The organism is Paenibacillus forsythiae T98, from assembly GCF_000520735.1.
GTDB classification, from domain to species: domain Bacteria; phylum Bacillota; class Bacilli; order Paenibacillales; family Paenibacillaceae; genus Paenibacillus_AQ; species Paenibacillus_AQ forsythiae.
The window spans coordinates 1-6,924 of the sequence record NZ_ASSC01000445.1; the positions used below are offsets into that span (position 1 = coordinate 1).

Sequence of the window (6,924 nt, forward strand, 5' to 3'; positions counted from 1 at the left end):
GATAAAATTTCAACGAAATCGGACTGATTTACATTGCAGACAGCATCAGCACAATTTATTATCAAAACCTGCTTGGACTGGACACAACCCATCAAATCAACGAGAAGGTCAAGCAAAGCCTGGGTGTATCCGATGACCTTATAGACAAAGTGGGCAAGGCGCTTCCGGCCGAGGTTGAAAAAATCAGCAGCATCTTTGCGTGGTAATATCCAAAGCCGGGCTTTCATCCCGGCTATTTTCATTTAACCCCCGCTATTGTGTATTCTTCAGCACGTTATTGACCATGACATCATAGAACTTGTCCGATTCATCCGCATTGGCAGTATGAGCAGAATTCTCGAACCAGAAGAAGGACTTGCCCATGGGAGCTTCAAGGCTCTTGTAATAAGCTTCCGCTACCTCGCCCGATATGGCAAGATCATGCTTGCCATGAATAAAGTAGACGGGAATCTCGATTCCGGGGGCCTCGACGAACAGGTTCTGACCGTTGATTTCCGGACGAAGACGTTCATTGGGATATGTGCCGCGCCGGATCACGTTCCGTACATCCCTGATCGTATATTCAGGTGAGGACAGTACCTTTTTGAGAATGTAGGAACGCAGATTCAGCCCGCTTTTACTGAACCCTCCGAATGCTTGCACCCATTTACGCTCAACCAGTATTTGTCCGGGTGTATATGGCGGAGAGCCGATGGACTCAAGCTCCTGAATAGCCTCCTTGTTATTTGTTTCCTTTGCAATATGCAGCACATTTCTGATGGAAATCAGCTCCGACACATCGGAGTGAACAGCCTGACCGACAGCTATATAGGCATAAAAGAGCTCCGGATGCTTCGAAGCCGCCAATGCACCGATGCGCGAGCCCCAGGATCTTCCGAGCAAATATACCTTTTCCACGCCTAATTTTACCTTTAAAACCATAGTGAGCTCTCTGATGTCCGATACATATTGCGCGATAGTCATGGATTCTGCCGGTATGGACTCGCTATACGATTTGCCGGTCCCTCGCTGATCCCAATAAACAATAGTGAATTTCCTCTCCAGACCGTTAAGATGGCCCAAGTCGCGTGCATACGCGATGCAGGGCTCGCCTGGCCCGCCGTCTACCCATAGCAGCACCGGGTTCTCTCTGCACTCTCCACGAATATAAATCCACTGGTTGATCCCTCCGACCGTCACCTTTTCGAGTATCTCTATCCCTTTGGTCGCGTCGATCGCAGCATGATGCTTGATTATTTTTTGCACAATAAAACGAGCGATGCAAGGTATTGCAAATAGCAGAACCAATCCTGTAAATAGAACCTCCCAAAATCTCATGTCTATAGTCATTGTTTTTAGTTGGCTCCCTTCGCAAATATTTAATTCGATTTAACTAACTATTAGGACATAACCTTTCATTTGTTAAAAACAAGGAGAGAGTTATTTCGGACTCAGACTTCTGTAGATCTCAGGATTTTCATCAGCATTTCTTTCAAATAGGAGACCTCTTCTTTCGTCAATCGGTCCGCAATGCCGTCAGTCAGCTCTTTATAGGCTTGCCGTTCCGCTGCCATCAAGCTGTCTCCTTTGGGAGTCAACTGTAAGTGAAACCTCCTTTTGTCTTCCATTGACTGGCTCTTCACGACAAAGCCCTCCGCGATCAATTTGTAGATTATGTTAGTAACCGAGGGTTTGGAAACGCTGAAGCGGTCCGCTAAATCCGAAAAAGTCGGATGGTCCATTCTTTGAATAGCTTCGATATAATAAAATTGAACCAGCGTTAGCCTCTGAAACTCCTGCAACCCCAGAGCCTTGCTTTTATGTTCCCGCATCGATTTCGTTATGAGTTCTGTCATCTCAGCAAGTAAATCCAATATATCCATATTCGCACCCGAATCCATATTAATTAGTTAGACAAAACAAACTAAAATGATAATATCATAGCTTGCTCAATATTTCCAATTGGACTCAACCCGCAGTTGCAGAATATCATCTTCACTCATCTTTCGATAAATGGTGTTGCCGTTTTCAAGCTACTATAATAAAAGCAACGACGTCGTAATCCAATCGTAGGAGATGTGATTGATGATAAGTGCTGACGCAGTCGGGAAACGGATTTCTACACTTCGCAAAGAAAAACAACTGTCACAAGAACAATTGGCTGAACAATTAAATATCAGCGCCCAAGCCATTTCAAAGTGGGAGACGGGAAAATCGTTGCCCGAAACCTCCACGCTTCCTTTACTATCTCAAATATTGGGCCAATCCATCGACCGTATTCTAATGCCGCAGCAATTGGTGGTTCTCCAAGCCATCTACACCGATGGTTGTGAAAGTTACGATGTCACCCATTTTATCAACCAGTTCGTTGTCGATAATTGCCTTACATTTTTCCTTAATGACCAGACCCTTCCCCATCGCATTCACAGCCATCGAATAAAGCTGCTGCTTATCAAATACCAGATCCCTTCGGGCACCTATGCCGCTTACGTTTTGCAGGATAACCTGTTAGCCATTCATCTCGATAGCGAGGGATACGATCTGCCCTCTGGAGAACTGGAATTTGTATTTACTGCATACGGCAATGAGCGGAAGCATCTGAATATCATGAATAAAATGAAACATTATCAATATTTTAAGTGGGGGCAGTTCACCGCGACTCATGAGCTGTTCCCAAGCCTTATCGACAACCACGGCGAAGACTATCTTTTGCTTGTTTATGTAAACGCCTCCGGCATACACGCCATAAGCTGTCCGGAAGGAGATTCGATTCATTACACATCGGACCGGACGGAACTTTTTGGGAGTGACTCCGTGAATGATTGCTGCATTGTTCAGAATGTCGGCCAGTTGGGTTTTGGTCAAGGTATGGATTGTTCCTGGGCAGGCGCGCTCTATCTTTCCTTAAAAACCATGGGACAGGAAACCACTTATGAAACCGTAATGGGCGTTTCCGGGGCGTGCTGGAGAGTTGCTTTTACCCCCGTCTGGGATTATAGCTCCGCAGATGCTCTGGTCGCTTACGACTATGCCGCTCCGGCATTTAAAGCCTATGGCCTTCAGGTCAGCCGGACAGACCGGATCACATCCAAAGAACGAGAATTGGAAATGCGGCACATCAAGGAAAGCATCAAAAAACACCACTTGCCAATTGCCATTAATCTGCGGGTGGCTCCCGAGTGGGGAATCATCACAGGCTATCTAAATGGTGGAGAAACCTTGCTGTGCCGGAGTTATTTTGACGAAGAGACCTTTGAAGAGCATAAAGCTGATCCGGAATTTCAAGAGCACATGAACATAAGCAAAGGATATCTGAATGTGGATCAATGGCCCTTCAGCCTCATTCGTTTTAACGGCGAAGTCGCCAAGCCATCCGCTCTGGACAATCTTTACGCCTCGCTTCAGGTCAAATTAGATTCCATGTACGCCGGGGAAAGCAGAGGATATAAGCTAGGTTATCAGGCCCTGCAAGCATGGCGGGAAGGATTGCTGGATGAACAATGGTATCAAACAGCGAACCCGCAGGATTTTGCCCGAAGACTCGGCGTTAACCACTTTTGCCTGATGGCTCTGACAGATGCCCGAAGAAGCGCAGCTATCTATTTAAAAGACATGCTTTCATTCCCGGCGGCCTCCCTAACCGGATACCTAAGCGAAATGGCAGACGTCTACGAGCAAATGCATTCCCGGCTTCAACCTTTCTACGCCAGCCTTACAGATGTGAAATCCTTAGATACCTTCCATTCTCCCAAAAAAGTCTGGACGAAGGAGCAGCGGCAGCAGCAAGCGGATTTATTGCAATCCATCGAGATCCTGGAACGGCGAGGGGATGAGTTGGCCAGGCGAATCCTGGCAGCGGCAGGAAATGACTAAGATATAGACGTTAGAATGAAAAAGACAGCCGGAAGGGTGTCTTTTTCCTCCATATGGGGCCGAGGGGAGTCGAGCCCCTATCCGAAGATAACGCCGCATAGGCATCTATACGTGTAGAACAGATTTGATGTCACTCATGTCTAATGAAACTATTATTTTCGTACCGAATACTCACGAAGGATTATGGCTATCTGCTCGAATGAATACTCGCCTTTTGCAATATCCACTATGAACTCAACAGCAAATAAACGCTCCATCTTCAAATGATATCCATTTACCATCAAGAAAGACTTAACTGCAAGATAAGCCGTTCGCTTATTTCTATTATGAAAACAATGATTTTCAGCTAAGAACTCCAATAGGGCGGCCGCCTTTTCAAACAATGACGGATAAGCATCTTCACCAAACAAACTTTGCTCAGGCCTATGTACAGCAGAATCAAGCAAGGCATGATCTTTAATACCTGCCTGATCCGCGTCATTCATTTTTCTCCTCATATAATAGTGGGCTGCAACGATTTCTTCTTTCGTCAAAAAAATAGTCATCTTACCGGTCCCTTAGATCATCAAATATTTGTCTATCTTCTTCAAAAACATCGTAGAATGCCTCGAGCACCTCAGGACGGACATGTTCAGGCAGCTCCACATGCCGGATTTTCTCAGCAAAACCTCACCTTCGGCAGTCTCAATAAACTCGATCTCATCGCCTTGCACCACATTCATTTTGTCGGCCAGACTTTTAGGCTATCATGTCTGAAAAAGAAATCAACAGCGAAAGACACCCTTTCCTAGCTCGCTGCATCCTCCATTATAACAATAATAATCTAATTAAAATCAATAATTATTTATTGTAAATCGATAAATCGTGTGTTAAAGTCCAATTAACAATAAATAAGTGAGGTGCGTTTTATGAAACGGGAAACACTCTTTTTAAAGATCGCTGTGTTTCTTATTGGAATACCGATTCTCGCCTTGTGTATATTGGGGTTGCCTCGGGTAGCTATTGAAGCAGCAGGGCACTATCCGGCTTATTGGCTATACCCCCTTTTAACCGTTATGTATGTATCAGCGATACCGTTTTTCGTTGCATTGGTTCAGGCTTTTAGACTTTTAAGCTATATTGACAAGAATAACGCTTTCTCGGAATTATCCGTCAGAGCTTTAAAGAATATAAAATACTGTGCATTCGCAATCAGTATCTTGTATGCGGCGGGCATGCCACTCGTATATCTCATAGCGGAGGAAGACGACGCTCCAGGTCTCATCGTACTCGGAATGGTCATTGTTTTTGCCTCCATTGTGGTTGCGGTCTTTGCCGCCGTTCTTCAAAAGCTATTAAAAAATGCCATAGATATAAAATCAGAAAATGACCTGACGGTCTGAGGTGAAGACAATGGCGATTATCATAAATATCGATGTGATGCTGGCTAAAAGGAAAATGAGTGTTACGGAACTTTCGGAGAGGGTTGGAATAACGATGGCTAACCTGTCTATATTGAAAAATGGAAAGGCCAAGGCCATTCGCTTATCCACTTTGGAGGCGATTTGTGAGGCTTTGGAATGTCAACCCGGAGACCTTTTGGAATACCGACGTGATGAAGACACCCAATAAGCAGGAGAACGAAATCATGAGAGCACTAAAACAACTCGTTCGTTTTGGCTGGGAGCAGGCCCTGTCCTGTTTGTTTCCTGTCGTTATTTTTTCCTCTTTGGCCTTGACGCAAATTCTGCCGCTCCCCTTCCTGCCGCGTTATGACTGGCTGCTCATCATCTGCTTGCTGATGCAGTGGTGGATGGTGCGTTCCGGGCTTGAAACACGGGATGAACTAAAGGTTATCACCTTGTTCCACCTGATCGGGCTTGCTCTTGAGCTGTTCAAGGTACATATGGGCTCCTGGACTTATCCGGAGGAAGGCTATTTCAAAATTTTGGGGGTACCCTTGTATAGCGGGTTCATGTACGCGAGTGTGGCGAGTTATCTATGCCAGGCGTGGAGGAGGTTCAAGGTTGAGCTGGTGAAGTGGCCACGGTTTTGGGTAGTTGCACCTCTTGCAGCTGCGATTTATTTGAATTTTTTTACCCACCATTATTGGATTGACGTCCGCTTTTGGTTATCCGGACTTGTGATGATCGTCTTTTGGAAGTCTCGGGTCACCTACGAGGTGAATGGAACCCGTTACCGTATGCCGCTCGCGCTTTCCTTTGTGCTTATCGGATTTTTTATATGGGTAGCCGAAAATATCGCAACGTTCTTCGGCGCTTGGGAGTATCCCAACCAAACCGAGGCGTGGAGTCTCGTTCATCTGGGAAAGGTGAGCTCATGGCTCTTATTAGTGATTGTCAGCTTCCTTATCGTAGCGGAGCTAAAGCAGGTTAAGGAAAGAATTCCGCCAGGATAGGGGATCGAAGAAAGGTTAAGAAAATCTCCGTTATATCGGGTCTTACACAGACCGCGAAAAACTTCTAATTCAATTTTATATATTTTGAAAATAAGGAAAGTATAATAGTAGATAGGGAGAAAATCAAAGCATAGGAGGAACGTATGGGCAGATTAATTCATTTTGAAATTCATGTAGATGACATGGAACGTGCCAAGAAATTCTATGGCGAGGTATTTGGATGGACATTTGAGGATTGGAGTGATTATGCTGGAATGCCTTATTGGGGAGCGGTGACAGGCGATGCAAATGCACCCGGAATCAACGGGGCTCTGATGCAACGTCAAGGTCCTTCCCCCCAGCCCGGTCAGGCCATGAATGGGTATGCATGCACCATTGGAGTCGGAGACTACGATTCTACCGAAGCCAAAATTCTAAATCTTGGTGGCACGCTCGCATTGCCAAAGTATGCATTGCCTGGTATGGCGTGGCAAGGGTATTACATGGACACAGAAGGAAATATTTTTGGTATTCATCAGCCTGATGAGCATGCAAAATAGTGTATACAATCCATGGTAGATGAATTCTTAGCTTCATTAATCTCTAACGATTCAAACCCGTACCTATCCAAAAAGACACCCCTCAAGGTGTCTTTTCTTCTCCATATGGAGCCGAGGGGAGTCGAACCCCTGTCC

The 6,924-nt window shown here is 45.5% G+C and carries 9 protein-coding genes; 5 read left to right on the top strand and 4 right to left on the bottom strand.

Annotation, left to right across the window (positions count from 1 at the left end):
* From L692_RS33545 to L692_RS0114080, 3 genes are all read right to left on the bottom strand, one after another.
* On the bottom strand, positions 1-242 hold a 242-nt coding region (locus L692_RS33545), incomplete at its 3' end, for a hypothetical protein (RefSeq protein WP_036723718.1).
* Positions 243-252: 10 nt separating this feature from the next.
* Positions 253-1,287 (bottom strand): alpha/beta fold hydrolase, encoded by a 1,035-nt coding sequence (locus tag L692_RS0114075; RefSeq protein ID WP_025700810.1) that lies wholly within the window; start codon positions 1,285-1,287, stop codon positions 253-255.
* Between the two features lie 143 nt (positions 1,288-1,430).
* The gene (locus L692_RS0114080; protein ID WP_025700811.1) at positions 1,431-1,862 is read right to left on the bottom strand and encodes a MarR family winged helix-turn-helix transcriptional regulator; all 432 of its coding nucleotides are present in this window, start codon (positions 1,860-1,862) and stop codon (positions 1,431-1,433) included.
* Positions 1,863-2,064: 202 nt separating this feature from the next.
* Here L692_RS0114080 and L692_RS30660 point away from each other — a divergent pair, with 202 nt between their 5' ends.
* Positions 2,065-3,852, top strand: coding sequence for a helix-turn-helix domain-containing protein (locus L692_RS30660; RefSeq protein WP_025700813.1), 1,788 nt, complete (start codon positions 2,065-2,067; stop codon positions 3,850-3,852).
* 152 nt (positions 3,853-4,004) lie between these two features.
* Here the strand turns inward: L692_RS30660 and L692_RS0114090 are convergent, their stop codons facing one another.
* On the bottom strand, positions 4,005-4,397 hold the full coding sequence (locus L692_RS0114090) for a type II toxin-antitoxin system death-on-curing family toxin (protein WP_025700815.1): 393 nt from the start codon (positions 4,395-4,397) through the stop codon (positions 4,005-4,007).
* Between the two features lie 363 nt (positions 4,398-4,760).
* Between L692_RS0114090 and L692_RS0114100 the strand changes: the two genes are divergently transcribed.
* The 4 genes from L692_RS0114100 (at position 4,761) to L692_RS0114115 (ending at position 6,789) form a co-directional block, all read left to right on the top strand.
* Positions 4,761-5,234, top strand: coding sequence for a DUF2975 domain-containing protein (locus L692_RS0114100; protein ID WP_025700817.1), 474 nt, complete (start codon positions 4,761-4,763; stop codon positions 5,232-5,234).
* A gap of 10 nt (positions 5,235-5,244) precedes the next feature.
* Positions 5,245-5,463: a helix-turn-helix domain-containing protein gene (locus L692_RS0114105; protein WP_025700819.1), complete on the top strand. Its 219-nt coding sequence runs from the start codon at positions 5,245-5,247 to the stop codon at positions 5,461-5,463.
* Positions 5,464-5,479: 16 nt separating this feature from the next.
* The gene (locus L692_RS0114110) at positions 5,480-6,250 is read left to right on the top strand and encodes a DUF817 domain-containing protein (RefSeq protein WP_025700821.1); all 771 of its coding nucleotides are present in this window, start codon (positions 5,480-5,482) and stop codon (positions 6,248-6,250) included.
* 143 nt (positions 6,251-6,393) lie between these two features.
* Positions 6,394-6,789, top strand: a complete 396-nt coding sequence (locus tag L692_RS0114115) for a VOC family protein (protein WP_025700822.1) — start codon at positions 6,394-6,396, stop codon at positions 6,787-6,789.
* Positions 6,790-6,924: the final 135 nt, after the last annotated feature.